The organism is Polymorphospora sp. NPDC050346 (genome assembly GCF_040655695.1).
GTDB lineage: Bacteria > Actinomycetota > Actinomycetes > Mycobacteriales > Micromonosporaceae > Polymorphospora > Polymorphospora lycopeni.
The window spans coordinates 16,659-41,379 of sequence record NZ_JBFAKM010000012.1 but is presented as its reverse complement, the minus strand read 5'-3'; the positions used below and the strand labels follow the sequence as shown (position 1 = coordinate 41,379).

The 24,721-nt window shown below is 73.2% G+C and carries 15 protein-coding genes and 1 pseudogene; 10 read left to right on the top strand and 6 right to left on the bottom strand.

Features of this window, described 5'->3' with window-relative positions; translation table 11 throughout:
* Positions 1-2: 2 nt before the first annotated feature.
* The 5 genes from AB0I42_RS14725 to AB0I42_RS14705 all read left to right on the top strand — a co-directional run bounded on the left by AB0I42_RS14725 (position 3) and on the right by AB0I42_RS14705 (position 7,553).
* Entirely contained in the window at positions 3-3,344 is a 3,342-nt protein-coding gene (locus AB0I42_RS14725) for an error-prone DNA polymerase (RefSeq protein WP_357537556.1), read from the top strand.
* A gap of 245 nt (positions 3,345-3,589) precedes the next feature.
* The gene (locus tag AB0I42_RS14720) at positions 3,590-4,360 is read left to right on the top strand and encodes a methyltransferase domain-containing protein (protein WP_357537554.1); all 771 of its coding nucleotides are present in this window, start codon (positions 3,590-3,592) and stop codon (positions 4,358-4,360) included.
* A 131-nt stretch (positions 4,361-4,491) separates the two neighbouring features.
* The gene (locus AB0I42_RS14715) at positions 4,492-5,619 is read left to right on the top strand and encodes a nucleotide pyrophosphatase/phosphodiesterase family protein (RefSeq protein WP_357537820.1); all 1,128 of its coding nucleotides are present in this window, start codon (positions 4,492-4,494) and stop codon (positions 5,617-5,619) included.
* Positions 5,620-5,782: 163 nt separating this feature from the next.
* Positions 5,783-7,090, top strand: a complete 1,308-nt coding sequence (locus tag AB0I42_RS14710) for a DNA polymerase IV (RefSeq protein WP_357537552.1) — start codon at positions 5,783-5,785, stop codon at positions 7,088-7,090.
* Positions 7,091-7,169: 79 nt separating this feature from the next.
* Positions 7,170-7,553: a DUF3040 domain-containing protein gene (locus tag AB0I42_RS14705; RefSeq protein ID WP_357537550.1), complete on the top strand. Its 384-nt coding sequence runs from the start codon at positions 7,170-7,172 to the stop codon at positions 7,551-7,553.
* Positions 7,554-7,920: 367 nt separating this feature from the next.
* Here AB0I42_RS14705 and AB0I42_RS14700 read toward each other — a convergent pair whose 3' ends face one another.
* Genes AB0I42_RS14700 through AB0I42_RS14690 form a run of 3 tightly spaced genes read right to left on the bottom strand, consistent with a single transcriptional unit; the run spans position 7,921 to position 12,801 of the window.
* Positions 7,921-10,401 (bottom strand): DUF3488 and transglutaminase-like domain-containing protein, encoded by a 2,481-nt coding sequence (locus tag AB0I42_RS14700; protein WP_357537549.1) that lies wholly within the window; start codon positions 10,399-10,401, stop codon positions 7,921-7,923.
* Positions 10,402-10,444: 43 nt separating this feature from the next.
* A complete protein-coding gene (locus AB0I42_RS14695; protein WP_357537818.1) occupies positions 10,445-11,743 on the bottom strand; it encodes a DUF58 domain-containing protein in 1,299 nt (432 codons plus the stop codon).
* 2 nt (positions 11,744-11,745) lie between these two features.
* Positions 11,746-12,801, bottom strand: coding sequence for a MoxR family ATPase (locus tag AB0I42_RS14690; protein WP_357537547.1), 1,056 nt, complete (start codon positions 12,799-12,801; stop codon positions 11,746-11,748).
* A 404-nt stretch (positions 12,802-13,205) separates the two neighbouring features.
* On the opposite strand from AB0I42_RS14690, the gene leuS reads away from it, so the two are divergent.
* Positions 13,206-16,052 (top strand): leucine--tRNA ligase, encoded by a 2,847-nt coding sequence (gene leuS / locus AB0I42_RS14685; RefSeq protein ID WP_357537545.1) that lies wholly within the window; start codon positions 13,206-13,208, stop codon positions 16,050-16,052.
* A gap of 457 nt (positions 16,053-16,509) precedes the next feature.
* On the opposite strand, the gene AB0I42_RS14680 is transcribed toward leuS, so the two are convergent.
* From AB0I42_RS14680 to AB0I42_RS14670, 3 genes are read right to left on the bottom strand one after another with little or no spacing between them, the layout of a single operon-like run.
* Positions 16,510-17,292 (bottom strand): VTT domain-containing protein, encoded by a 783-nt coding sequence (locus AB0I42_RS14680; protein WP_357537543.1) that lies wholly within the window; start codon positions 17,290-17,292, stop codon positions 16,510-16,512.
* Positions 17,289-18,038, bottom strand: coding sequence for a glutamine amidotransferase (locus AB0I42_RS14675; protein ID WP_357537542.1), 750 nt, complete (start codon positions 18,036-18,038; stop codon positions 17,289-17,291). Before AB0I42_RS14675 ends, AB0I42_RS14680 begins: the two co-directional genes overlap by 4 nt.
* On the bottom strand, positions 18,028-19,248 hold the full coding sequence (locus AB0I42_RS14670) for a MurT ligase domain-containing protein (protein ID WP_357537816.1): 1,221 nt from the start codon (positions 19,246-19,248) through the stop codon (positions 18,028-18,030). The genes AB0I42_RS14675 and AB0I42_RS14670 overlap by 11 nt, the downstream gene beginning before the upstream one ends.
* A gap of 453 nt (positions 19,249-19,701) precedes the next feature.
* On the opposite strand from AB0I42_RS14670, the gene mraZ reads away from it, so the two are divergent.
* From mraZ to AB0I42_RS14650, 4 genes and pseudogenes are all read left to right on the top strand, one after another.
* Positions 19,702-20,133 carry a division/cell wall cluster transcriptional repressor MraZ gene (gene mraZ / locus AB0I42_RS14665; protein WP_357537541.1) on the top strand — a complete coding sequence of 144 codons (432 nt, stop codon included), beginning with the start codon at positions 19,702-19,704 and terminating at the stop codon, positions 20,131-20,133.
* A gap of 210 nt (positions 20,134-20,343) precedes the next feature.
* Positions 20,344-21,300: pseudogene (rsmH, locus tag AB0I42_RS14660) on the top strand (16S rRNA (cytosine(1402)-N(4))-methyltransferase RsmH); the annotation flags it as partial.
* Positions 21,301-21,608: 308 nt separating this feature from the next.
* The gene (locus AB0I42_RS14655; protein WP_357537539.1) at positions 21,609-22,286 is read left to right on the top strand and encodes a hypothetical protein; all 678 of its coding nucleotides are present in this window, start codon (positions 21,609-21,611) and stop codon (positions 22,284-22,286) included.
* Between the two features lie 3 nt (positions 22,287-22,289).
* Entirely contained in the window at positions 22,290-24,581 is a 2,292-nt protein-coding gene (locus tag AB0I42_RS14650) for a penicillin-binding transpeptidase domain-containing protein (RefSeq protein WP_357537537.1), read from the top strand.
* Positions 24,582-24,721: the final 140 nt, after the last annotated feature.

Genomic DNA, 24,721 nt, shown 5'->3' with positions numbered 1-24,721 from the left:
CCGTGAGCTTCCACAACCCGGCGATGCCGTGGTCCGAACTGGAACGGGCCCTGTCCGGCCGGCCGCGGCCGTACGTGGTCGACCCGCTCGCCGTCGACGGCGACGGCGGCGACTCCCCGGCCTGGACCCGCAGCCGGCAGCCGTACGAGGCACCGCCGGCACTGGTTCCGCCGGCGGCCACGGTGCCGTACGCCGAACTGCACTGCCACACCAACTTCAGCTTCCTCGACGGGGCCAGCCATCCGGAGGAACTGGCCGAGGAGGCGGCCCGGCTCGGGCTGACCGCGCTCGCCGTCACCGACCACGACGGGTTCTACGGCGTGGTCCGGTTCGCCGAGGCGGCCCGCGAGCTGCGGCTGCCGACCATCTTCGGCGCCGAACTGTCGCTCGGGCTGCCGGGGCCGCAGAACGGCGAACCCGACCCGCTCGGCCGGCACCTGCTCGCCCTCGCCCACGGGCCGGAGGGCTACGCCCGGCTGGCCCGGACCATCTCCCGCGCCCACCTGCGCGGCGGCGAGAAGGGCAAACCCGACTACGGCGAGCTGGAGGAGATCGCCGCCGATCTGCGTGACCACGTACTCGTGCTCACCGGCTGCCGCAAAGGGCCGGTGCCGGCGGCGCTGCTCACCGCCGGGGTCGGGGCCGCCGCCCGCGAACTCGACCGGCTGACCGCGCTGTTCGGCGCCGACAACGTCGCCGTCGAGCTGACCGACCACGGCGACCCGACCGACGGCGACCGCAACGACGCGCTCGCCGGGCTCGCCGCCCGCGTCGGGCTGCCGACCGTCGCCACCAACAACGTGCACTACGCGACCCCGGCCCGGCGCCGGCTGGCGACCACGCTGGCCGCCGTACGGGCCCGGCGCAGCCTGGACGAGATCGACGGCTGGCTGCCCGCCGCCGCCACCGCCCACCTGCGCGGTGGGGCCGAGATGGCGGCCCGGTTCGCGGCATACCCCGGCGCGGTCGCCCGGGCCGCCGAGTTCGGTGCCGACCTCGCCTTCGACCTGCACCTGGTGGCGCCCCGGCTGCCCGACCACCCGGTGCCGGCCGGGCACACCGAGATGAGCTGGCTGCGCCACCTGACCATGGCGGGGGCGCTCGACCGGTACGGCCCGCCGGAGTCGAACCGGCGGGCGTACGACCAGATCGAGCACGAGCTGCGGATCATCGAGGAACTGGACTTCCCCGGCTACTTCCTGGTGGTGCACGACATCGTCACGTTCTGCCGTAAGAACGACATCTACTGCCAGGGGCGCGGTTCGGCGGCGAACTCGGCGGTCTGCTACGCGCTGCGGGTCACCAACGTCGACGCGGTCCGCTGGGGGCTGCTCTTCGAACGGTTCCTCGCCCCGGAACGCGACGGCCCGCCCGACATCGACGTCGACATCGAGTCCGACCGCCGGGAGGAGGTGATCCAGCACGTCTACACCCGGTACGGCCGGGAGCACGCCGCCCAGGTCGCCAACGTGATCTCGTACCGGCCACGGTCGGCGGTGCGCGACGTCGCCAAGGCGTTCGGTTTCCCGCCCGGCCAGCAGGACGCCTGGAGCAAGCAGATCGACCGGTGGGGGTCGGTCGCCGCCGTCGACGTCGACGGCATCCCCGAGCAGGTCATCGAGTACGCCAACGAGCTGCAGACCTTCCCCCGGCACCTCGGCATCCACTCCGGCGGCATGGTGATCTGCGACCGGCCGATCATCGAGGTCTGCCCGGTCGAGTGGGGGCGGATGCCCGGCCGCACCGTCCTGCAGTGGGACAAGGACGACTGCGCCATCGTCGACCTGGTCAAGTTCGACCTGCTCGGGCTCGGCATGCTCTCCGCCCTGCACTACGCCCACGACATGATCGAGTCCACACTGGACCTGAGCGACATGCCGCTGGACGACCCCGAGGTCTACGACATGCTGTGCCGGGCCGACTCGGTCGGGGTGTTCCAGGTGGAGAGCCGCGCCCAGATGGCCACCCTGCCCCGGCTCAAGCCCCGCCAGTTCTACGACCTGGTCGTCGAGGTGGCGCTGATCCGGCCCGGCCCGATCCAGGGCGGCTCGGTGCACCCGTACATCCGGCGCAAGAACGGGCTGGAGGAGCCGGCCGTACCGCACCCGCTGATGAACAACGCGTTGGAGAAGACGCTCGGCGTACCCCTGTTCCAGGAGCAGTTGATGCAGCTCGCGATCGACGTCGCCGGCTTCGACGCCGCCGGCGCCGACCAGCTGCGCCGGGCGATGGGCTCGAAACGCTCCGAGGAGCGGATGGCCCGGATCAAAGACCGGTTGTACGCCGGGATGGCCGAGCGCGGCATCACCGGCGACGTCGCCGACGACATCTTCCTCAAGCTGTCGTCGTTCGCCAGCTTCGGCTTCCCGGAGAGCCACGCGATGAGCTTCGCCTACCTGGTCTACGCCAGCGCCTGGCTCAAGCGCTACCACCCGGCGCCGTTCCTCGCCGCGCTGCTCAACGCCCAGCCGATGGGCTTCTACTCGCCGCAGACCCTGGTCGACGACGCCCGCCGGCACGGTGTCGGGGTACGCCGGCCGGACATCAACGCCAGCGCCGCCAAGGCCCGGCTGGAGTCCACGCCGGACACCCGGTGGGGCAGCGCGCCGGGGGAGCCGCCGCACCGGTGGGGGCTGGGCGGTCCGGCGGTCCGGCTCGGCCTGTCCGGCGTACGCACCATCGGCGCCGACCTCGCCGAGAAGATCGAGCGGGTCCGGGCCGCCGACGGGCCGTACCGGGACATGTCCGACCTGGCCCGGCGGGTCGGCCTGACGGCCGCGCAGCTGGAGGCGCTGGCGACCGCCGACGCCTTCGCCTGCTTCGGCCTGGACCGGCGGGCGGCGCTGTGGGCGGCCGGCGCCGCCGCCCAGGACCGGCCGGACCGGCTGCCCGGCACCGTCTCCGGCGCGACCGCGCCCACCCTGCCCGGCATGGAGGACGTCGACCGGCTGGTCGCCGACGTCTGGGCGACCGGGCTGTCCCCGGAAACCCACCCGGCCCGGTTCATCCGCCCCCGGCTGGACGAACTGGACGCGGTGCCGATCGCCGCCCTGGCGTCGGTCGAGGCCGGCCGCCGGGTCCGGGTCGGCGGCATCGTCACCCACCGGCAGCGGCCGGCGACCGCCGGCGGGGTCACGTTCGTCAACCTCGAAGACGAGACCGGCATGCTCAACGTCACCTGCTCGCCCGGCCTGTGGCAGCGCTACCGCCGGGTGGCCCGCACCAGCACGGCGCTGGTCGTGCGGGGCCGACTGGAGAAGACCGAGGGCGTGACCAACCTCGTCGCCGACCGGCTCGACCCGATCACCACCCCGGTCACCCCGGCGTCCCGGGACTTCCGCTGACTTGTGAGCACGGCGGGATCGGTGGCCCGCCAGGGCACCCGTGATCATCTGCTGCCCAGCAGTTCGACACGCCGTACCTACAACGGCGGAACAACTAACGATCACCCCCCACCCCGCAGGCCCGGGTGGTTCGCGCCGGGCTTGCACGTGGGGCGACTGCCGGCGCTCGCGCCGGGCTTGCACGTGGGGCGACTGCCGGCGCTCGCGCCGGGCTTGCACGTGGGGCATGGCCTAGGCTCGTCCGGGTGGAGCGCACACGTAACCGGCCGGGATCCCCGGTGCCGTCGGCCGGCCCCCTCGTCACCCCCCGCACCGCCGTGGTCTGGGCCGTCCTGCGCCGTGAACTCGACCGCCGGGGCGACCGTCAGCTCACCGTCGTCGACGTCGGCGGCGGCACCGGCGGCTTCGCCGTACCGCTCGCCGAGGCCGGTCACCGGGTCACCGTCGTCGACGCCAGCCCCGACGCGCTCGCCGCGCTGACCCGCCGGGCCGCCGAGGCCGGCGTCGCCGACCGGGTACGCGCCGTGCAGGGCGACGGTGACGCGCTCGCCGGGCTCGTCGAGCCGGCCAGCGCCGACCTGGTGCTCTGCCACTCCGTACTCGAGGTCGTCGACGACCCGGCGTCCGTCGTCGTCGCCGTCGCGTCGGCGCTCCGTCCGGGCGGGGCCGCGAGCGTGCTGGTCGCCGGCCGGGCCGCCGCCGTGTTCAGCCGGGCCACGAACGGCCACCTCGACGTCGCCGCCGCGCTGCTCGCCGACGAGCACGGCACCGCCGGGCCGCGGGACACGCTGCGCCGCCGCTACGACGTGGCGGGCGCCACCGCGCTGCTGGCGGCCGCCGGGCTGACGGTCGAGGAGACCCACGGCGTACGGGTCCTCGCCGATCTGATCCCGGCCGCGGTCGCCGACGGCGCCCCGCAGGCGCTGATCGACCTGGAGTTGGCGGCCGCGGCGCTGCCGCCGTATCGGGACGTCGCCGCCCAACTGCACCTCTTCGCCCGCCGCCCGGCCTCGTGAGCGAGCGTAGCGAGGTCGCTGCCGTTCCGGTCGTGCCGGAGCAGGGTACGGCCGAGGTCGCCGTTCCGGTCGTACCGGCTCAGGGCGTACCGAAACCAGCCGCGCCGGGACAGGACGTCTTCGACCGGGTGATGCCCCGCTACGGCGGCGGGAGCCTCGCCGACGTGCTGCCGAGCAGCCTCGCGGTGCTCGGGGTGCCCGGCGCCGCCGACCCGCTCGGCCTGGTCGGCCGGCTCGACGGCGTACGCCGGATCGCCGTCCTGCTCGTCGACGGGCTCGGCTGGCACCTGCTTCCGGTCGCGGCGCCGCACGCGCCGGCGCTGGCCGACCTCGCCGGGCGGTACGGGCGCCCACTGACCAGCGGATTCCCGTCGACCACCCCGACGAGTCTGGTTTCGTTGGGCACCGGTGCCGCCCCCGGCCGGCACGGCGTGCTCGGCTTCCGGGTCAACGTGCCCGGCACCGACCGGGTGCTGACCCACATCGACTGGCGCGAGGAGCCGTCACCGCTGCACTGGCAGCCGGTCTCCACCCAGCTCGAACGGGCCGAGGCCGACGGGGTCGCGGTGACCGTGATCAGCCGCCCCGAGTACGCCGGCAGCGGGCTGACCCTGGCCGCCAACCGGGGCGGTCGCCATGTCGGCGCCGCCGACCCGGACGCGCTCGCCGCCGAGATGCTGGCCGCGCTGCGGGCCGCCGACGGCCGTGGCCTGGTCTACGGCTACCACCCCGATCTCGACAAGGTGGGGCACCTCACCGGTGTCGACTCGCCCGCCTGGCGGCTGGCGGCGGCCGACGTCGACCGTCTGGTCGCCCACCTGGCCGACGGGCTGCCGTCCGATGCCGCGCTGCTGGTGACCGCCGACCACGGCCAGCTCAACGTGCCGGTCGACCGGCGCTTCGACCTCGACACCGACCCGCGCCTGCGGGCCGGGCTGCGGCTGGTCGCCGGCGAGCCGCGGGTGCGCTACCTGCATGTCGAGCCGGGTGCGACCGACGACGTGGTGGCCGCCTGGCGGGGCGTACTGGGCCGGGCGGCGTGGGTCGCCACCCGCGACGAGGCGGTGGCGGCGGGCTGGTTCGGCCCGGTGCCGGAGCGGCATCTGGCGCGGGTCGGTGACGTGGTGGTGGCCTGCCACGAGAACTACGCGGTGGTCGCCACCCGCACCGACCATCCGATCGAGGCGCGGCTGGTCGGCTACCACGGCTCCTACACCGCCGCCGAGATGCTCATCCCACTCCTGACCATCCGCCCCTGAGGTTCCCGCGCCCGGGCTTTTGCGCGATCAAGGGGATGTGTACGGCAATTCGGGCGGTAAAGGGGACGACTTCTCCTTGATCGGCGCCCCTCCGGCCGGCTCGATCGCGCCCCGTAGGGCGTGGGGGCGGTGTGGTGTCGTACCCGGTGGTTAGCCTGCTGGGGTGGGGCGTAGCCAGGCAATTCCACGGGCCGGGGGGCCGGGGGGCGATCCGCGCTTCGGGCCGGAAGCCGACGACAGCGGATGCCCGATTTTGCACGTCGACATGGACGCCTTCTTCGCCGCCGTCGAGATCCGCCGGCGGCCCGAACTGCGTGGCCGGCCGGTCGTCGTCGGTGGCACCGGCAACCGTGGCGTGGTCAGTTCGGCCAGCTACGAAGCCCGCGCCTACGGTGTGCGCAGCGCGATGCCCACCGCCCGGGCCCGGGCGCTGTGCCCCGGCGCGGTGTTCCTGCCGCCCGACTTCACGCAGTACACGGCCGCCTCCCGGGCGGTGATGGAGATCTTCCGTGGGGTCACCCCGCTGGTCGAGCCGCTGTCGATGGACGAGGCGTTTCTCGACGTGGCGGGCGCCCGGCGACTGCTCGGCCGGCCGGCGGAGATCGCCCGGCTGATCCGCGAACGGGTCCACGAGCAGGAGGGGCTCACCTGCTCGGTCGGGGTCGCGCCGACCAAGTTCGTCGCCAAACTGGGCTCCACCCGGGCCAAGCCCGACGGGCTGATCGTGGTGCCCGAAGCCCTGGTGCTCGACTTCCTGCACCCGTTGCCGGTCGCCGCGCTGTGGGGGGTGGGGGAGCGGTCGGCGCAGACGCTGCACCGGCTGGGGCTGACCACCGTGCGCGACATCGCCAACGTCCCGCTCGCGACACTGCGCGGCGCGCTGGGTGAGGCCGCAGCCGCCCACCTGCACGAACTGTCGTGGGGGCGGGATCCGCGGCGGGTCACCCCGGAGCACGTCGACAAGTCCATCGGCGCCGAGGTCACCTTCGACACCGACGTCGACGACCCACAGGTGATCCGGCGGGCGATGCTCGCGCTCTCCGAGAAGGTCGGCGTACGGCTGCGGCAGTCCGGACAGGTCGGGCGCACCGTGACAATCAAGGTCCGGCTCGCCGACTTCCGGACCGTGAACCGGTCACGCACGTTGCCCGGGGCGACGGATGTGGCACGTGACGTCTTCGACACCGCGTGGGCACTCTACGAGTTGCTGGCCCCGGGCAGTTCGATCCGTCTCGTCGGCGTGCGGGTCGAGGGGCTCGCCGCCGCCGGGTCGACTCCGCAGCAGCTCACACTGGGTGCGCCGGAGCGTGGCTGGCGCGAGGCGGAGGCCGCGGCGGACGCGGCGGCAGCACGTTTCGGCCGGTCGGTGGTGCGTCCGGCGAGCCTTCTCGGTGATAATGATCTGCGACGGACGGAAAATCCGGGCCGGCGGAAGGTCGTCCCGCTTTCCGAGCGTCGAACGCCCTCGTAGACTTGCAGGAAAGCAGCCGGCTTGGCTGCCACGGTCTGTCGGTTCGACCGGACCGACCAACGCGACCGGGAGGAGTGCCGTGCCGCTCTCGGAGCACGAGCAGCGGCTGTTCGAGCAGATCGAGCGGTCGCTTGCCGAGGACCCCAAATTCGCCTCGGCTGTGCGCGCCAGCGACCCGCGTTTGCACTCGCGGCGTCGGCTGCTCGTTGCGGCCGTCGTGGTCATCGCCGGCCTAGCACTGGTTGTCTACGGCACGGTGAGCAAGGTTCCACTGCTCGGCGTGGCGGGATTCGTCGTCATGCTCGGTGGGGCCGCCTACGCGATCCATTCGCGTCGGCGGGCGCAGTCGCCGGACCTGCATGTCGTCGGAGGCACCACGAGCCGGCGCACCCGTGCCCGGCGGTCGTCGTTCATCGACCGCCTGGAGGATCGGTGGCGTCAGCGGCCGGAAGGCAACCGCTGACTCCAGGATCCGCGTGATCAGGGACTAGATCGGGCGTGTCTTCGGCGCGTCCGGAGACCAACTCCCTGATCAGGCCGATCTTGATGGCCGGTGGCCGCTGCATGCCACCCGGCGCGGGAGCACTCGTCCCCTCAGCCTGATCCGGACACCCGTCCTGCCCGGCCGGCTTCGCCACGCCCGCCGGTTCAGCACGCCCGCCGGCCGCTTTGCCGCGCCCGCCGGCTCGGCCGGCCGTGCTCGCCGGTCAAACCCCGCCCGCCGGTCCAGCCACACTCACCGCCTAGCAAGATCCGCGTGATCAGGGAGCTGGTATCCCGGCGCGCCGACGACACGCCCGATTCAATCCCTGATCACGCGGATCTTGGTGTTAGCGGGAGGTGCGGGCGGCCAGGAGGCGACGGGGGTTCCAGCGGGTCACGGCGTCCCGCCAGCGTCCGGTCGTCGCCACGAGCCGGCCCGAAGCATCCATGATCGCGCCGCGCCAGCGCAGCAGCACCGAGGGTGGCAGCGTGGCGGCGAGCAGCCGGGTACGCCGGTCGGCGCCCTCCGCCAGCGCCCGCCGTACCGAGCGCAGCGCCTCGGTCAGCGGTACGCCCGGCAGTGGCTCGCGGGCGTACCGCGCCCGCTCCTCGGCCCGCCCGAGCAGGCGTACGCCGTCCGCCGCCGCCGGCTTCGACAGGTCGGCCTTCACCAGCCGGTCGGCGGTGGCCCGGGGCGTCTCGGTCGGGTCGACCGGCACCCGGTAGTCGACCAGCGTGTCGATCAGCTCGTCCCAGGCGGCGTGCGCGTCGGCCCTGGCCCGCTGCGCCTCGGCGCCGGTGACCACCACCCGGGCCACCCCCGGTGCGGCGGCCGTGTCGTCCGGGGTGGCCGCACCGGCGGCCGCCACCGTCGCCGCGTGACGGCGCCGGCGTACCTGACCACGGCGCCAGCCGGGCAGCGCGAGCAACACGATCACCAACGCCACGCCCGCGGCGGTCCACCACGGCCACGTCGGCGCGGTCTCCGGCGTGGCACCGGTCAGGTCGTCGGTGTAGTTGTCGCCGAGGCCGCCGCCGGACAGGTTCTCGTCGCCCGGGTCGAGCGGGGCGTTCGGGCCGGCGGAACCGGTGGGAGCGGCCGACGGGGTGACCGGGTCGGGGGCGTCGGTGTCGGGCGCCCAGGCCGACCGGGCCGACCCGGCGACGCTGGACGCCGGGGTGGGGTCGAACGGCACCCAGCCGATGCCACCGAAGTAGACCTCGGTCCAGGCGTGCAGGTTGAGGTTGGTCAGCGTGTACGTACCGCCGGTGCGGTCGCTGCCGTTGGTGAACCCGAACGCGACCCGCGCCGGGATGCCGGCGGCCCGGACCATCCAGGCCATCGCCGCCGAGTACTGCTGGCAGTAGCCGACCTTGTTGTTCAGGAAGTTGACGATGTCCTCGCCGCTGGTGTCGCCCTCGGTGCGCAGGTTGTAGCTGAACCCGTTGTCGCGGGAGAAGTAGTCGTAGATCGCCCGGACCCGGTCGTAGTCGTTCGACCGGTCGGCGATCAGCCGGTCGACGAGGGTCTGCACCTCGGGTACGGCCGGCACCTGGGTCAGCCGCTGCCGGGTCTCGTCCTCCGCCGGGAGCGGGGTGGCCGCCCGCAGCGCAATCGGGCTGAAGCGGCTGCGGACGTACTCGAAGGAGTACTTCTTGCCCCTGGACTGCTGGCGGTTGGAGTAGACGACCTGGAGATCGGGGTCGTAGAGCCAGTTGGCGTCGAGTTCGCGGGTGCCGACCGGCTCGCCGTAGACCGGCAGGAACGGCATCACGAAGTCGTCGGTGATCTCGACCTCGGCCCGGTGGGTCTCCCGGCTGATGCCGGGCCGGGCCGCCTCGCGCGGGTCGGGCAGCGACCGGGTGACCGGGGTGCCGCGCGGCGTCCGTACGCCGAAACCGTCCCGGCGGATCTCGTCGGCCGCCCCGAAGCGCAGGTAGAACGGGTCGTCCTCGGTCGTGGTGACCTTGACCATGTCGTAGACCCGGGACTGGTTGAGCTGGCCGGACAGCGCGGCGAACAGGTTGACCCGCCCCGGTCCGGTGCCCGGGCCGGGCCGCCCGTTGCCGCCGGGGCCGCTGCCGCCGTCGGTGGTGAAGTTGGTCAGCAGCCCGGAGCTCATGCCGGGTACGGCCACCGGCAGCAGGACCGCCAGGGCGACACCGACGACGGCGAGCCGGCGGCCGGCGGCCGCCAGCGGCGACGGTTCCCACACGTCGACGTCGCGACCGTCGCCGGTGAAGCGCCGGCCGAAGCGGCGTACCCGGTCGACGTTGTCGGCGACCAGCAGCCACAGGAAGCCGACCGCGCCGATGACGAACGGCAGCGCGGGCACGCTGTCGGAGTAGACCGCGACCGGCACCGAGTAGATCGCCAGCATCGGCAGGCCGGCCAGCGCCGGCCGGCGCAGCCCGACGGTCAGCAGGTCGACGACGACGGCGACGCCGCCGATCCCGAGCACGCTGATGAACAGCAGCGGGTCGCCGTCGGGCACGGGTACGCCGTACGACCGCACGTCGTCGGCCGACTGCGACATCAGCTCCCCGAAGTGGCCGAAGGTGGCCGGGCCGGGCAGGATGCCGAGCACCTCGTCGCCGCTGGGGAAGATCCAGGTCAGCGCGAACAGCAGGGCGAGCATCATGGCGGGCACCTGCGCCCACACCGGTGCCCGCAGCGACCGGGCCAGCGTGGCGGCACCGGTGACCAGGGCGACCGCGACGACGGCCTGGAGCAGCCAGGTCATCGTGTCGAAGATCGCCGACAGCGGGGCGGCGGCGAGCAGGGTGGCCGCCGCGGCGACGAACCCGAGGTAGCGGCCGCGGGTCATGCCGGCCCCCCGCCGGTTCCGGGGCGGTGTACGTCGTTCCTGCTCATCGCATACCTCCGGCGACCGTCTCGGCCATCGTCGCCCGCCAGGCGAAGCCCTGCGAGCCGCGTCCCACCTGTGGCCACAGCGCGGGGAGCTGCTCCTCGCGGGTCGCGCCGATGACCCGCCAGCCGCTGCGCAGCAGGGCGAGCGCGGCCTGCCCGTGCGCCTGGTCGGCGTCGGCGCGGATCTCCGGCGGCAGGTCGAGCCAGGTGGACGTGTCGATCAGGAATCCGACGCAGGTGGCGCCGTTGGTGCGCAGGCCGGCGAGGAGTTCGGCCTCGGGTACGGTCAGCGCGCCCAGCACGGCGATGATCAGGCCGCCGTCGGAGCGCTGCCGGACCCGCTCGACCAGCGTCGACACGTCGCCGCGCTGGGCCGGCTGCACGTCGGCCAGGTGGTCGAGCAGGATGCCCTCGCCACCGGCCTGGTCGGCGTCGGTGTCGATGCCGGAGTCGCTGACCAGGCGCAGTTTGTAGCCGGCGTGGCGCAGGTGCACGGCGACGCTCGCGGTGGCCGACACCGCCCACTCGAAACTCGACGTCGGCCCCTCGCCCCGGTGGGCGAACGCCCGGGTGTCGAGCACCACCGTCGCCCGGCTGTCCCAGGGCTGCTCCTCGCGGCGGACCATCAGCTCGCCGGTCCGCGCGGTCGACTTCCAGTGCACCCGGCGCAGGTCGTCGCCGCGCCGGTACTCCCGGGTCGCGGTGTCGTCCTCGCCGTGCACGGCGACGGACCGGGCGCGGCTCTCCCCGGCGCCGGCGTACTCGCCGGCGACCCGGACCGACGGCAGGGGGACGACCTGCGGGATGACGGTGAGCCGGTCGACGCTGGGGAAGGCGCGGACCAGTTCGCACAGGCCGAACGGGTCGGTCAGCCGGATCACCAGCGGGCCGATCTCGTAGCGGCCACGTACGTCGGTACGCACCGTGTAGGCCACCGAACTCGCCTGGTTGGCGCCGAGCCGTTCGATCACGACGCGGGGGCGGCTGCCCAGGGCGTACGGGAGGCGGTCCTCGAGCAGCAGTGTCCCGGTGGGCAGCCGGGACATGTTCTGCAACCGCAGCACCACCCGCGCCGTCGAGCCGACGGTGGCCCGCTGCGGGTCCAGCGACCGGGTGCAGGCCAGCTTGTAGCGGCTGCGGCCGACGTACACGGCGGCCAGCAGCGGCAGTACGGCGAGCAGCACCGCGACCCGCAGCAGGTCCTTCTCACCGAGGATCAGCGCGGACAGCGCGGCGGCCGCCGCGGCGGCCAGGAACGAGCGGCCGCGGGTGGTCATGCCCCGCAGCGCCTCCCGCACGGTCACCGCCCCCGAGGCTCGTAGTGGGAGCGGCTGTTGTCGTCGTTACCGGTCGAGCGGGTGTCGTACGGGGACCGCCGGTCGTGCGGCAGCGGGAGGCGGTGCACCAGGTCGGCGACGATCGCGTCGGTGGTACGCCGGGCGAGCTGCGCGTCGGCGGTCGGCATGATGCGGTGCGCGAGCACCGGTACGGCCAGCGTCTGGAGGTCGTCGGGGAGCACGTAGTCGCGACCGTCCAGCGCGGCCACGGCCCGGGCGGTGCGCAGGAGCTGGAGGGTGGCCCGGGGGGACGCGCCGAGCCGCAGGTCGGGGGCTTCGCGGGTGGCGGTGACCAGGTCGACCGCGTACTGCTTGACCGCGTCGGCGACGTGCACGTCGCGGACGGTGGCGATCAGGCGGCGTACGGTGACCGCGTCGGCGGCCGGGCGCAGCGCGTGCAGGGGGTCGGCCCCGCCGTGCACGTCGAGCATGGCGAGCTCGGCGCCGGCGTCGGGATAGCCCATCGCGATCCGGGCGGTGAACCGGTCCCGCTGCGCCTCCGGCAGCGGGTAGGTGCCCTCCATCTCGATCGGGTTCTGGGTGGCGATCACCATGAACGGGCTCTGCAGCTCGTACGTCGTGCCGTCGACGGTGACCTGGCGTTCCTCCATGCACTCCAGCAGCGCCGACTGCGTCTTGGGGGAGGCCCGGTTGATCTCGTCGCCGACGACCAGGTTGGCGAAGACCGCGCCCGGCTTGAACTCGAAGTCGTGGGTCTCCTGGTTGTAGACGCTCACCCCGGTGACGTCACTGGGCAGCAGGTCGGGGGTGAACTGGATCCGCCGTACGGAACAGTCGATCGTCCGGGCGAGAGCCTTGGCCAGTTTGGTCTTTCCGACCCCGGGTACGTCCTCGATGAGCAGGTGCCCCTCGGCGAGCAGGACAGCCAGCGCCAGGCGTACGGTGGCGGTCTTGCCCTCGATGACCTGCTCGATGTTGGCGACGATGGCTTCACTTGCGGTGCGGAACTCGTCGGCGGGCAGGATGTCGCCCAGCTCGTCCCGGGTTTGCTGTGTCACGGGCCTCCTCCTCGTCGCGCTGCTGCCTGGCTGATGACTGGAGTTTCCAGACCCGGCCGAAAGTCTGCGGAAATAGACCGGTCGCGTCGACCGGTCTTCCGTAGCTTTCATCAGGCTAACCGGATTCGGCCACCGCGCCGACCGGGGTGCTTGTCGACGGTCGGCCAATTCGGGCGGCCGCGGTGCGACATCGTCGGGCGAAAGGGTTAGACTGCCGTCATGGCCAGGGCTTTTCTGCTCCTTACCTAGCCGTGCTGACAGACCCACGCGAGGCGCCGCCGCCGAGCACGGGATCAGCGGCACGGCTTCCCCTCCTGCGCGAGGGGCTTTTTTATGCCCCTGTAGACCGCGTTGGTTCGCGCGCCGACGATTCCCGAGCCCTGGACTAGACCGAGGTGGCAACCATGAGTGACGTAGTCGAGACGGCTGGCGACATCCCGTCCTTCCGATACACGGCCGCGCTGGCGAACGAGATCGAGGCGCGCTGGCAGGACCGCTGGGAGGAGCGCGGGACGTTCCACGCCCCGAACCCGGTGGGGCCGCTGGCCGACCCGGACCACCCCCGGGCCGGAGCCGACAAGATGTACATCCTGGACATGTTCCCGTACCCGTCGGGTGCCGGGCTGCACGTCGGGCACCCGCTGGGCTTCATCGGCACCGACTGCTACGGCCGCTTCCAGCGGATGGCCGGCCGCAACGTGCTGCACGCCATGGGCTTCGACTCCTTCGGCCTGCCGGCCGAGCAGTACGCGGTGCAGACCGGGCAGCACCCGCGCAAGACCACCGACGAGAACATCACCCGCTACCGGGCGCAACTGCGGATGCTGGGCCTGGCCCACGACGGGCGGCGCTCGGTCGCGACGACCGACGTCGACTTCTACCGCTGGACCCAGTGGATCTTCCTGCAGGTCTTCAACTCCTGGTACGACACCGACCGGCGAAGCGCCCGCCCGATCGACGAACTGGTCGCCGAGTTCGAGGCCGGCACCCGGCCCACTCCGGACGGTCGCCCCTGGGCCGACCTGGACCCGGTCGAGCGCCGCCTGATCGTCGACGACCACCGGCTGGCGTACGTCTCGCAGTCGCCGGTGAACTGGTGCCCGGGCCTGGGCACCGTGCTGGCCAACGAGGAGGTCACCGCCGACGGGCGGTCCGAGCGCGGCAACTTCCCGGTTTTTAAGCGCAACCTGAAGCAGTGGATGATGCGGATCACCGCGTACGGCGACCGGCTGCTGGCGGATCTGGACACTCTGGACTGGCCCGAGCCGATCAAGCTGATGCAGCGCAACTGGATCGGCCGCTCGACCGGCGCCCACATCGACTTCCCGGTCCCCGGCTCGGCCGACCCGATCCGGGTCTTCACCACCCGCCCGGACACCGTCTTCGGCGCCACCTACATGGTGCTGGCCCCCGAACACGAACTGGTCGACCGGATCGTGCCCGGCACCTGGCCGGCCGGCACCCGCGACGCCTGGACCGGCGGCCACGCCGACCCGCGCGCCGCCGTCGCCGCCTACCGCGAGTTCGCCGCCGGACGCAGCGACGTCGAACGGCAGGCCGACGCCAAGGAGAAGACCGGCGTCTTCACCGGCGCCTACGCCACCAACCCGGTCAACGGCGCACCGGTGCCGGTTTTTATCGCCGACTACGTGCTGGCCGGCTACGGCACCGGCGCCATCATGGCGGTGCCCGGGCAGGACGAGCGGGACTGGGCCTTCGCCGAGGTCTTCGACCTGCCGATCATCCGTACCGTGCGACCGTCCGACGGGTTCGACGGCAAGGCGTACACCGGGGACGGTCCGGCGATCAACAGCGCCGCGCCCGACCGCGGCCTGGACCTGGACGGCCTGGGCGTCGCCGAGGCCAAGGCCCGCATCATCGAATGGCTGGAGGCGAACGGCCACGGCCAGGGCGCCACCACCTACCGGCTGCGCGACTGGCTGTTCAGCCGGCAGCGCTACTGGGGCGAGCCGTTCCCGATCGTCTACGACGAGACCGGCCTGCCGGTCGCGCTGCCGGAGAGCATGCTGCCGCTGGAACTGCCCGAGATCGACGACTTCTCGCCGAAGACGTTCGACCCCGAGGCCGCCGACACCTCCCCGGAGACCCCGCTGTCGCGGGCCCGGGACTGGGTCGAGGTCGAACTGGACCTGGGCGACGGCCCGAAGCGCTACGTACGCGAGACCAACACCATGCCGCAGTGGGCCGGGTCCTGCTGGTACGAGATGCGCTACCTGGACCCGACCAACGCCGGACGGTTCGTCGACCCGGACAACGAGACCTACTGGATGGGGCCGCGCGGGACCGGCGACTGCGGCGGCGTCGACCTGTACGTCGGCGGCGTCGAGCACGCCGTACTGCACCTGCTGTACGCCCGCTTCTGGCACAAGGTGCTGTTCGACCTGGGCCACGTCACCTCGTTCGAGCCGTTCCGCAAGCTGTTCAACCAGGGCTACATCCAGGCGTACGCGTACACCGACGCCCGCGGCGCGTACGTCAACGCGGCCGAGGTCGAGGAGCGTGACGGTCACTGGTTCCACGGCGAGGTCGAGGTCAACCGCGAGTACGGCAAGATGGGCAAGTCCCTGCGCAACGTGGTGACCCCGGACGAGATGGTCGAGGCGTACGGCGCCGACACGTTCCGGGTCTACGAGATGTCGATGGGGCCGCTGGAGGTTTCCCGGCCGTGGGAGACCCGGGCGGTCGTCGGCGCGTACCGGTTCCTGCAGCGGGTCTGGCGCACCGTCGTCGACGAGGAGACCGGGGCGCTGCGGGTCGTCGACGAACCCGCCGACGACGCCACCCGGCGGCTGCTGCACCGGATCGTCGACGGCGTCCGCGCCGACCTGACCGGCATCCGGCTGAACACCGCGATCGCCAAGCTGATCGAGCTGACCAACGCGGTGACCCGGCTGCCCGCCACCCCACGCGAGGTGGCCGAACCGCTGGTGCTGATGCTGGCCCCGTTCGCCCCGCACATCGCCGAGGAACTGTGGGAGCGGATGGGTCACCCGGGCTCGCTGACGTACGCCGACTTCCCGACGGCCGACCCGGCGCTGCTGGTCGCCGAGTCGGTGACCTACCCGGTGCAGGTGGGCGGCAAGGTCCGCGGCCGGATCGAGGTCCCGGCCGACGCCGACGAGCCGACCGTACGCGCGGCGGCGCTGGCCGTGGTCGCCGAGCAGTTGGGCGGTAAGGAGCCCCGCAAGGTCATCGTGGTGAAGGGCCGGATGGTCAGCATCGTTCCCTGACCGCCGCAAGTGCCCCGGCCGGCGCCTGCCGGCCGGGGCGGCAGTTCGGTTCGCGCTGCCGCCGCTGCCGCGGGCTTGGCCCGGCCCGGCCCCCCGAACATCCCTGGGCCGGGGTATCTGTTTCGAGCCACAGCGAATTCAGTGTGGGTACAGCGAATTCGCTGTGACCCCGAACAGCGACACACGCCTGCCCGGTCTGCCGCCGCCCGGACGGCCGGCGGCAGGCCGGTCAGCGACTCCTTGATCGGCGCCCCGGTCCCGGCCGTGGGTCCCGGCCGTGGGTCCCGGCCCTGGGGGCCGGCGGCAGGTCCCGATCCCAGGTCCGGCCACCGGCTGCCCGTCGCCACGACGACCGGCGGGTCGACGGACCGGCGGGCCGACCCGCGCTACGCCTACTACGACCCGATCGACACGCTGCCCGGACGGCGGGTCGACCGGACGGCGCCGGTGGGCAGGGTCAGTTCGGCGCGGTGCCGGCGGGCGGTGCGGCCGGGGTGCGGTCGCGGAGGGCGGAGCGGCGCCAGCGCCACACGATGACGGCGGTGGCGATCAGGCCCAGGCCGGCCGGGGCGACCGACAGCGGGTTGAAGGTGTCCGGCTCGGCCACTGCGGCGCCGACCGCCGCGTAGCCGAACGCCGACGGTACGGAGGCCAGCAGGCTGCCGACCAGGAACGGCAGCAGCCGTGCGCCGGTGGTGCCGTAGCCGTAGCTGACCAGGCCGAAGCCGCCGATCGGCAGCAGCCGTACGGTGATCACACCGAAGACGCTCTGCCGGGCGAACCAGCCGTCGAGTCTGGCCAGCCGGCCCCGGATCCGCTCGGCGACGAATTCGCGGCCGAGCAGCCGGCCGACGGCGAACCCGAGCGCGGCGGCGAGCAGTGCCGCGCCCAGGGTGTAGCCGGCGCCGCCGAGCGGGCCGAACAGGGCTCCCCAGGCGACGGTGAGAAAGGTGCGCGGTACGAGCGCCACGAGCAGCAGCGCACCGACCACGACCGCGGCGACCGGCGCGAACGGGCCCAGGTCGTCGACCATCTCCGGGGCGGCGGCCAGGTCGGGCTGCGGCACCAGGAGCATGACGATCCCGAGGACCCCGAGCATGCCGAGGAGGAGGACGAACCGCCGGAACGGTCGCTCGCGCAGCCGTTCCCGTAGCGGCCGGCCGTGGCCGTGCGGCGGGAGCCGTACGGCCCGGACCAGTTCGTCGGCCCGGGTCCGCAGCCAGCGGCCGGGGCCGCTCATACCCGTACGGCGGCCGCGCGCTCGGCCCGCAGCCGGTCCGACCAGGTGTCGTCGAGCGGGGCGAGGTTGTTGGTGCCGGTGGCCCAGCGCAGCAGCAGGTCGGCCAGGGCCGGGTTGCGCGACAGTGCGGGGCCGTGCGAGTACGTCCCGAGCACGTGGCCGCGCCAGGCGCCCTCGGTGCTGCCGTCGTTGCCGATCCCGGTGGTGACCCGGGCCAGCGGTGACACGCCGGGGCCGAGGTGGGTACGGCCGCCGTGGTTCTCGAAGCCGGACAGCGGCGGCAGCCCGAGTCGCGGGTCGATGTCGCCGGCCAGCTCGCCGACCGCCCGGGTCGGCCCCCGGTCGGAGTAGAGGTCGAGCAGGTTGAGGCCGGCGCACTTGGCGCCCTTGGCGAAGAAGGAGCCGCCGAGGAGCTGGTAGCCGGCACACACGGCGAATACGACCGCGCCCTGGTTGACGGCACGGTGCAGGTTGCCGTCGGAGATCAGCCGCTGGGCGGCCAGCGCCTGGGGGCCGTCCTCGCCACCGCCGAGGAGGTAGATGTCGGCGGCGGTGGGCAGCGTCTGGTCGGACCGTACCTCGATGGTCTGGACCGGGATGCCGCGGCGCTGCGCCCGGCGGGCGAGGATCAGCAGGTTGCCGCGGTCGCCGTAGGTCGACAGCAGGTCGGGGTAGACCCAGACCAGGCGAAGGTAGCTGTCCGCGCCCGGCGGCGGGGGGGCCGGGTAGCCGGCATCAGTTGACACGGTCCAACTCCGCTCGGATGTCCTGGAACGCCGTGTAGTTGGCGATCACCTCCAGCCGGCCGGGCGGTACCGCCGCGATCGCCTGGGAGAAGGTGCGTACGTGCTGGAAGGGCACGTCGTTGATGTCGAGCCGGACGGCCAGGTCGTAGGCCCGGTCGCCGGTGATGAGGACCTGCCGGCCGCGCAGCGGCGCGAAGTCGACGTCGAAGAGCCAGGAGGTGTCCAGGCCGTCGGGGTCGCGCGCGTTGATGGAGAGCAGTGTCGGCGCGTGGTCGGCCATGTCGAACGCCTCCAGCCAGCTCGCCGGGTTCTTGGCGAGCAGCAGCCGGATGCCGCGGCCGTCGCGGACGACCTGGGCGTAGCGGCCGGCGATCGAGGCGACCCCGCCCAGGCGCGACACCGCGTCGGTGGGGCGTACGCCGAACTGTGCCGCGACGGCGAGCGCGGTGGCCGCGTTGCCGATGTTGACCCGGCCGGGGAGCTGAAGGACGATCTTGTGCCAGGCGCCGGTGGGGTCGACGACGCCGTCGTCCTCGACCACCCAGTGGGGTTGCGGGCGGCGCAGGGTGCAGCCGGTGCACCACCACTGGTCCTCGGCGCGCTCGATCGGGGAACCACATTCGGGGCATACCCACGAATCGTCGTGCCACCGCTGGCCGGCGCTGAACCACGTGGTGTGCGCCGAACCGATCGCCGCCCAGACCACCATCGGGTCGTCGGCGTTGGCGACGACGTGCACGTCGGGGTGCTTGGCCAGGGTCGTCTGCCAGCCCTGGGCCATCATCGCCACCTCCTTCGCCCGGTCGAGCTGGTCGCGGGAGAGGTTGAGCAGGGCGACGACCCGGGGTTCGGTGGCGTCGAGGACCTGGGCGAGGTAGTGCTCGTCGACCTCCAGCACCGCGTACGGGGTGTGGCCGGCCTTGGCCAGCGCGGAGGTGTGCCCGGTGGGCATGTTGGCGCCGAAGGAGTTGGTCGCCACCGGTCCGAGGACGCCGACGGCGGCGGCGGCCAGCCGGGTCGTGGTGGTCTTGCCGTTGGTGCCGGACACCAGGGCGATCGTCCGGCCGGCGGCGAGGTGGGCGAGCAACTCCGGGTCGATCTTCAGCCCGAGCCAGCCACCGATCACCGAGCCGTCACCGCGGCCGGCGGCCCGCGACAGCGCCGCGGCGGTCCGCGACACCGAGCTGGCCACCTTTGCGCGCAGGGGCATTTTCGCGTCCGTCACGCGAGCGAGGTTACCGGAACTGGTGCGGGCTCCCGATCGCCGTGGAGGACAGCGGGCCTTCCGGCGGGGGCGACCGGTCCGTTCGCCCTGGACAACGCCCGACCGGTGGCCCTCCACTTTCCTCCCTGGGCTTGACAGAACGGGGCCGCGCGGCAGGCCAACGGCTCGATACCGGTCGAAACCGTGGTGATCGCCACAGAGTTGATCAATGTCGGGTAGGTGACCGGACGCCCTGCCGCTCGCCGCCCTCCACTCCGCTCCACCCACTCTGACGTGCGGTTTTACAAATGAGACAGGGCTTGCCAAACCCGCGATTCTGGTTGCAGGTGGAGGGAAGTGGAGTAGAGTGGGGCCCGATGGCGGGTCCGGAAGGGTCCGCCGGCCCAGGGGGATCTGCGGTGCCGCGAACACCGCCGATGGGCGAGGGGGTTTGGGTCGGTGTTTCTCGGCACCCATACACCGCGCCTGGACGAAAAGGGCCGGCTGATCCTCCCGGCGAAGTTCCGGGACGAGCTGGCGGGAGGTGTCGTGATCACCAAAGGGCAGGAGCGCTGCCTCTACGTATTCCCGACGCCCGAGTTCCAGCGGATCGCCGACCAGTTGCGCCAGCAACCGATGACGCACAAGGCCGCGCGGGCCTACAGCCGGGTCTTCTTCGCCAGCGCGCACGACGAGGTCCCGGATCGGCAGGGGCGCGTGACCATACCCGGTCACCTGCGCGAATACGCCGGTCTGGGCCGCGACCTCGTGGTGATCGGGGCGAGCAGCCGGGTGGAGATCTGGGACCGACAGGCCTGGGACACCTACCTCGCCGAGAGCGAAGACGAATTCGCCGACATCGAGGAGGGGGTGCTGCCCGGCGGACTGTAGGAGGGCGCACGACGGCAGCCGGTCCCCGCGAAGGACCGGTCCGGCGCCGGTCACCCGACGTACTGCGAGATCTCCAGCCGCTCCTATGCCCCTGGCACCTCTTCCCCGGTGCCAGGCGTAACGAGCGGATGGGGATCTGGCGGTACGGCGAGCGGCACAGCTTTCCACCGGGCACATTCACACCAGACGGCGGTCCACCGGGGGGTCGACATGGGGGAGCTTCGCGGCACACACGTGCCGGTGCTGCTCGAGCGGTGTCTCGAGCTGCTGGCCCCCGCGCTGGATCGGGGCGACCGGCAGACGGTGCACGTCGACGCCACGCTCGGCCTCGCCGGGCACGCCGAGGCGGTCCTCGCGGCGTTTCCCCGGACCGTCCTCGTCGGGCTCGACCGCGACACCGAGGCGCTGGCGCACGCCCGTGACCGGCTGCGGCCGTACGCCGACCGGGTCCACCTGGTGCACGCGGTCTACGACGAACTGCCCGGCGTCCTCGACGAACTCGGCCTGCCACTGGTGGATGGGGTGCTTTTCGACCTCGGTGTGTCGTCGTTGCAACTCGACGCACCCGACCGCGGGTTCGCCTACGCGCAGGACGCCCCGCTGGACATGCGGATGGACCAGACCCGGGGAACGACGGCCGAAGAGGTGGTCAACACCTATCCGGTCGACGATCTGGCCCGGGTGCTGCGGGTGTACGGCGAGGAGAAGTTCGCCCGGCGGATCGCGGGGGCGATCGTACGGGAGCGGGGCCGGGGCCGGATCACCTCGTCGGCCCGGCTCGCCGAACTGGTCAGGGAGTCCATTCCGGCACCAGCACGACGAACGGGTGGACACCCGGCAAAGAGAACGTTTCAGGCGTTGCGTATCGAGGTAAACCAGGAGCTGGCGGTGCTGGAGACGGCACTGCCAGCCGCGCTGGACGCGCTCGCGCCCGGCGGCCGGATGGTGGTGCTGTCCTACCACTCGCTGGAGGACCGCCTCACCAAACAGGCCATCGGCGCGCGGGCCCGCAGTACCGGGCCGGTCGACCTGCCGGTCGAACTGCCCGGTACCGGTCCGACGCTGCGGTTGCTCAGCCGCGGCGCCGAACTGCCGGGCGAGGCGGAGGTCGCGGCGAACCCGCGCGCCGCCTCGGTACGGCTGCGGGCGGCGGAACGGATCGACCCGGACGCACGACCGGCAGGGGAAGCCGGTGCCCGGGCGGGCCGTACCGCCGGCACGGCAAGAGGTCGCGACACCGGCACCGGCGGGGAAGGCCGGGGCGGTGGCGGCCCGGCGGGTACGGGACGGGGCAGGGGCGCCGACCCGCGACCGGCCGGAAACGGCAAGACGGCACGGGCCGCCCGCGAACGGCCCCGCCGTCAGGTGAAGGCGTTGCACCAGCCGAGCGCCCGGCGGCGCTCCGCGACGTCCGCACCGCAGGGGCAGGACGGGCGGCGACGTCCGGGGGAGACGGACGAAAAGGGGGAGGGATCATGAGCGAGCGAATCAGCGGCGGGAACGGTGTCGAGCGTGACACCACGCGGCGCGCACCGCGGTCGGGGGGCCGGACCACGGATGCGACCACGAGCCGGAACACGACGCGGGCGCGCGGTGGCCGGGGGGCGGCCACGGGTGCCCGGGACATCGCCTCGGCGCGCGGCACGTCCGCGGGGCGGGAGAACCGCGACGGCGCGGTCCGCGAGTTCCCGACCCAGGGCAGTGCGGCGCTGGCGCCCCGCGAGCAGGAATGGCGCGCCACGGCCGAGCCGGCCGGCGCCGAGGTCGACGCGCAGCCGGCGCCCCGGCTCCGGGTCGCCCCGCCGCGCCCGGTCGCGGTGCCGCGGGCGCCGTTCGTGGCCGCGGTCCTGGTGCTCGTGGTCGGCGGTGTGCTCGGCATCCTCGTGATCAACACGAAGATCAACGAGAACGCCTTCCGGCTCGACAACCTGCAGAACGAGCAGGCCGCGCTCGACGTGCGGGAGCAGAAGCTCAAGCGCGAGATCGCGCAGCACGAGGCGCCGGGCAACCTCACCGCCCGGGCCCGTCAGCTCGGACTCGTCGAGTCCAAGCAGCCGGCGTTCATCCGGCTGCCGGACGGCCAGGTCATCGGCATCCCACAGCCGGCCGGCGGGCAGCCGGCGATCACCAGCCAGCAGGGAGCGGGTCAATAGCCCATGGCACCAAGGTCGAACGAGCCGCGCCGGGACACGGAAGTGCCCCGGCGCGGCTCGTCCCGGTCGACGGCCGGCCGGGACAGCCAGGGCCGGGGCGGCGCCGGCGACGGAGACACCCCCGAGCGGCGGCTCGGCGGCATCTCGGACGCGCGGTCGTACACCCCCCGGGGCCGTACCGTGCGCGACGCCGGCCGCCCGGACCGCAGCGGGGACCCGTTCCGGCCGGCGTTGCAGGTGCTCGACGGCGGACGCAAGGGACCGGTTCGGCGTACCCCGGCCCAGCCGGCCCGGGGTTCGGACCGTGCCGGCGGCCGTGGTGAGCCGGACCGCGCCGACCGGGGTGCCCGGGACCGGGGCACCGGCCGCGCCGGACGCGACGGCACCGGCCGCGCCGGAACGGACCGTACGGGCACCGGCCGGGCCGCCACCGAACGTGGCCGGAGCACCGGGAGCCGGGCCGCCCGCGGCCCCGGCGCCGCACCGGCACCGCGCCGCGGGTCCGGCACCGCCGGCCGGGGACAGCCGGTACGGCCGCACCGCAAGCCACGGCCACCGCAACTGGCCAACCCGAACCGGCGGCTGCGGCTGGGCAGTTTCCTCGCCCTGACGCTCTTCGTCGTCATCGGCATCCGGCTGGTCGTCATCCAGGTGGTCGACACCCCGGCGTACGCCGACGGCGGCCTCGCCGGCCGGCTCAGCAGCCCGGTCGTCATCCCGGCACCCCGCGGCACCATCTACGACCGGGGCGGCGCGGTCCTCGCGCACAGCGTCGAGGCCCGGTACGTCTACGCCGACCCGACCAAGGTCACCGACCCGGCGGCGGCCGCCACCGCGCTGTCGCCGCTGCTCGGCATCCCGAAGTCGCAACTGCTGCCGCGCCTGTTGCCGCAGAAGCGCCCGGACGGGAACGAGTCGCAGTTCGAATACCTGGCCCGGGGCGTCGACATCGAGACCGCCGAGCAGATCCTCGAACTCGACATCGACGGCGTCCGGACCCACCGCGACGAGCGGCGCGAGGTGCCCGGCGGCGACCTCGGCGCCAACCTGATCGGGTTCACCGGCGACGACATGTCCGGCCTGGAGGGCATCGAGGCCCGGTACGACGACGTCCTGCGCGGGGTCAACGGCGAGCGGATCTTCGAGGTCGGCCGGGGCGACCTCGACAAGGCGATCCCGGACGGCTACCTCAAGGAAACCGAGGCGCAGCCGGGCAGCTCCCTGGTCCTCACCATCGACCGCGACCTGCAGTTCGAGGTCCAGCGCATCCTGAGCGAGGCCATGGCCCGGGTCAGGGCGACCACCGGCACCGCCGTGGTGATGGACATCCGGACCGGCGAGGTGCTCGCCCAGGCCAGCCATCCGACCTACGACGCGGCGAACTGGAAGGGCAGCAAGCCGACCGACCGGGAGGACGCCGCGACGAGCTTCGTCGTCGACCCGGGCTCGGTGCACAAGCCGATCGTGTTCGGCGCCGCGCTTGAGGAGGGCGTGATCGCGGCGGACGGCACGCTGCCGGTGCCGGCGACCATCAACAAGGGCGGCACCACCTACCGCGACAGCCGTAACGCGCAGGGCGCCCACATGAGCCTGCCCGGCATGATGGCGTACTCGTCGAACGTCGGCACGATCATGCTCGCCGACCAGCTCGGGGCGCAGCGGCTCTACGACTACCAGCTGAAGTTCGGGCTGGGTAAGGCGACCGGCGAGGGCATGCCGGGCGAGGCGGCCGGCCGGGTGCTCGAACCGAAGGACTGGAACGGCTCGTCGCCGGGCTCGATCCCGATCGGGCACAGCGTCGACGTCACCCCGCTGCAGATGACCGCCGTCTACGCGGCGATCGCCAACGGCGGCACCTGGGTGCAGCCCCGGCTGATCCACGAGACGATCGGCCCGGACGGCACGCGTACGGCGGCTCCGGCGCCGGAGACCCGTCGGGTGATCAGCCCGGAGAACGCGGCCGCGCTGCGTACGGTCATGGAGGCGGTGACCACCGTGCCGGGGGCGACCGGTCTGAAGGCCGCCATCCCGGGCTACCGGGTGGCCGGCAAGACCGGCACCGGTTCGCGGGTGGTCGACGGCCGCTACGCCCCGGGCGAGGTCGCGTCGTTCATCGGGATGGCGCCGGCCGACAACCCCAGGTACGTGGTGTCGGTGTTCGCCCACACCCCCGGCGGCGGGGGCGGCGACATCGCGGCACCGACGTTCAAGGACATCATGACGTTCACCCTCCTGCACTACCGGGTGCCGCCGACCGGCACCGAGCCGCCGAAGTTCGTCGTCTTCCCGGGGTAGCCGGCGCGGGGCACCGGCTACGCCGGGTCGGCGGACCACGCCGGGATCAGTGGCCGGTGCCCGTACCGACTTGCGTCTGATCGGTGTTTTGCCGGGCGTGTGGTGGTGATACTGCCTCGTCCGATACGCGTACCGGGACG

Bases quoted from the DNA above. Each gene is read 5' to 3' on its own strand.
- leuS (WP_357537545.1), top strand. From the start codon at position 13,206: ATGAGTGACGTAGTCGAGACGGCTGGCGACATCCCGTCCTTCCGATAC.
- AB0I42_RS14680 (WP_357537543.1), bottom strand. From the start codon at position 17,292: ATGAGCGGCCCCGGCCGCTGGCTGCGGACCCGGGCCGACGAACTGGTC.
- AB0I42_RS14655 (WP_357537539.1), top strand. From the start codon at position 21,609: ATGAGCGAGCGAATCAGCGGCGGGAACGGTGTCGAGCGTGACACCACG.
- AB0I42_RS14650 (WP_357537537.1), top strand. From the start codon at position 22,290: ATGGCACCAAGGTCGAACGAGCCGCGCCGGGACACGGAAGTGCCCCGG.
- AB0I42_RS14700 (WP_357537549.1), bottom strand. From the start codon at position 10,401: ATGACCCGCGGCCGCTACCTCGGGTTCGTCGCCGCGGCGGCCACCCTG.
- AB0I42_RS14715 (WP_357537820.1), top strand. From the start codon at position 4,492: ATGCCCCGCTACGGCGGCGGGAGCCTCGCCGACGTGCTGCCGAGCAGC.
- AB0I42_RS14670 (WP_357537816.1), bottom strand. From the start codon at position 19,248: ATGCCCCTGCGCGCAAAGGTGGCCAGCTCGGTGTCGCGGACCGCCGCG.